The sequence below is a fragment of the Candidatus Micrarchaeia archaeon genome (assembly GCA_041650355.1).
In the GTDB taxonomy this organism is placed as follows: Archaea; Micrarchaeota; Micrarchaeia; order Anstonellales; family Bilamarchaeaceae; genus JAHJBR01.
The window spans coordinates 1-2,761 of record JBAZLI010000104.1 but is presented as its reverse complement, the minus strand read 5'-3'; the positions used below and the strand labels follow the sequence as shown (position 1 = coordinate 2,761).

Here is a 2,761-nt window from a genome sequence, read left to right as displayed (position 1 = left end):
AGTCGCGTTCAGGCAGATAGACAAGGTGGATGGAAAGCACGTGCACTGCCGCTGCGGCGCGGAAATAATGGTCAAGATTGTGGCCAACCAATGGTTCATAGACTACGGAGACCAGGAATGGAAGGCGAAGGCGAAGGAGTGCCTTGCGCAGATGAGACTGATGCCCGAACGGACCAGGGATGATTACCTTTACGTGATAGACTGGCTCAGGGAAAAAGCGTGCGTGCGTGCGCGGGGGCTCGGAACAGAGTTCCCGTTCGCGAAGGGGCAGATAATCGAGTCGCTCTCGGATTCCACCATATACATGGCGTTCTACACGATTGCGCACATGCTCAGGAAAGTGGGCGCCGAGGAGATGGACGGAAAGTTTTTCGATTACGTGTTTTTGGGGAAGGGAACCGGAAGCCCGAGGATGAAGGAGATGAGGGCGAGCTTCCTTTACTGGTATCCTGTGGACTCGAGGCACAGCGGCGCAGACCTCATACGGAACCATCTGCCTTTCTTCATATTCAACCATGCGACCATATTCGGGAAGAAGCACTGGCCGAAGCAGATAGTCGCGAACGGGTTCGTGCTCATGGACGGAAAGAAGATGAGCAAGAGCATGGGCAACATTCTCCCGCTCAGGAACGCGGTCGCGGAGTACGGGGCTGACGTGGTGAGGCTAGGGATACTTGGCGGCGCGGATTTGAGCGTTGATTCTGATTTCAGCAGGACCGTGGCGCAGGGCGTGGACTCCAGGCTCAGGATGATATTCGGGCTTGCGGAGCACGCGGAGCATCCGGCCGAGGAGAGAATCGATTTCTGGCTCCTGGGCAGGCTGAACAGGAGGCTGGAGAGCCTGGACTCGAAGTTCGAGAATTTCCAGTACAGGGAACTGGTGAAGGAGCTGGTTTACGAAACGAGCGCCGACCTTTCCTGGTACCTGAGAAGGTGCTCCACGCCCAGGATGAAGGAGTTCTTTGACGGGTGGAGCAGGGCGGTCGCGCCTTTCGCGCCCCATGTTGCCGAGGAGCTCTGGCACAGGATTGGGAACAGGAGTTTTGTTGTGGAGGAGAGACTGCCTGCTTACGAAGAGAAACTCGCGGATGGAAAGCTCGAGATGCAGGAGGAATTGCTCTCCAGCGTCATTGAGGACGTGGAGAAAATTTCCAAACTGGCTAATTTGAAGGCAAGGAAAGCGACCATTATAATCGCGAAGGACTGGAAGCGGTCGGCTTACAAAATTGCGCGCGAGGAGCGCAGCTTTGAGAAGGCGATAAAAAAATGCATGAATTCCCCGAACATAAAGAAGCACGGCGCCGAGGTGGCTGTGTTCCTGAAGCACATTGGCAAGAACATTTTCGCGCTTCCGGAGATAATGGAACGCGAAGACGAGGCGGCCATTCTTTCTGAAGGAAAACAGTTCATGGAAAAAACCCTCGGGATTGCGGTTGAAGTGGTTAATGAGCAAAACAGCAGCCACCAGAAAGCGAAGAACGCGATGCCCGGGAAGCCGGCCATAGTGCTTGAGTAGGTGGCGGCGTGGCGTATTATTTGGCTGTGGAGAGGAAGGCGGCGCAGAAGAGGATGGAGGAGCTGAAGGGGAAGGGGCTCTTGGACGCTGATTTTCCGGTGATGCAGAAGGAAGGGAAGGTCTGGATACCGGTGAGGAAGGGAACTGATGGCGCAGTGGAACTGGATTCTGAACGCAGGAGCAAAAAGCCAAAGAGCCTGAGTGAAGCGCTTGTGGGCGTGCTGAGCGAGGAGGAGCGCAAGGAGGTTGTGCGCTCATTCGACGTGATAGGGGACATAGCGATTGTGGAGATACCGGAAAACATTGCGGCCAAGGAGAAAGAAATCGCGCAGGCGGTCATGGATGTGCAGCGGAACGTGCGCGTGGTGGTGAAGAAGGAGGGGCCCATGGAGGGCGAGTACAGGGTAAGGAAAATGAAGGTAATTGGAGGGGAGAACAGGACCGAGACCGTGCACAGGGAAAGCGAAGCGAGAATGATGCTTGATGTTTCGAAAGTTTATTTTTCCCCGAGATTAAGTTTCGAGCGGAAGAGGATTGCGGGGCTGGTGGAGGACGGGGAAAGTGTGCTCGCGCTTTTCGCGGGCGTGGGGCCGTTCCCATTAGTTATTGCGAAAACGAAGAAGAAGTGCAGAATTGTTGCGATAGAGCTGAATCCGGTTGCGGCCGCGTACATGAGGAAGAATATTGCGCTCAACAAAATGAAGAACATCATCGCCGTGGAGGGGGGCGTGGGGGAAATCGTTCCCCGGGATTATGAAAATTTCGCGGACAGGGTGCTCATGCCGCTCCCGAAGGATGCCGAGGAATTTTTGGATGCCGCATATATGGGGGCGAAGGACGGCGCGATTGTGCACTTCTACTGCTTCGCGGACATGAAAAACCCCATTGAGGCCGCGAAGAGGAAGCTGTTTTCGAAGCTGGGCAGGGAAAAGGCCGAGGTTGTGGGGGCGCGGGTTGTGAGGCCGTTTTCGCCTTCGCTGGTGCAGGTCGTGCTGGATTTCAGGGTCAGGAAGAAATAGATGCTGTATTTCTGGCATTCCTGCGGGCACTATTCTGCCGATTATGCTGGTGCTATCACGCCAGGCCCAGCAGGAACGCGATTGCAGTGAAGAGGATGCTGAAGAAAGCGATTACCGGAAGCGCCGGAATCACGGCTTTTTTCCTTGAAAGAATCAGGAACAGTGCGAGGAGGGAAACCAAAGACGCGAACACGAGCACCAGGGAAAGGGCATGGTTGATTCTGGA

The 2,761-nt window shown here is 55.1% G+C and carries 2 protein-coding genes; both read left to right on the top strand.

What is annotated here, in order from left to right:
* On the top strand, positions 1-1,516 hold a 1,516-nt coding region (locus WC488_05380; GenBank protein MFA5077828.1), incomplete at its 5' end, for a class I tRNA ligase family protein.
* A gap of 8 nt (positions 1,517-1,524) precedes the next feature.
* Entirely contained in the window at positions 1,525-2,535 is a 1,011-nt protein-coding gene (locus tag WC488_05375; GenBank protein MFA5077827.1) for a class I SAM-dependent methyltransferase family protein, read from the top strand.
* Positions 2,536-2,761: the final 226 nt, after the last annotated feature.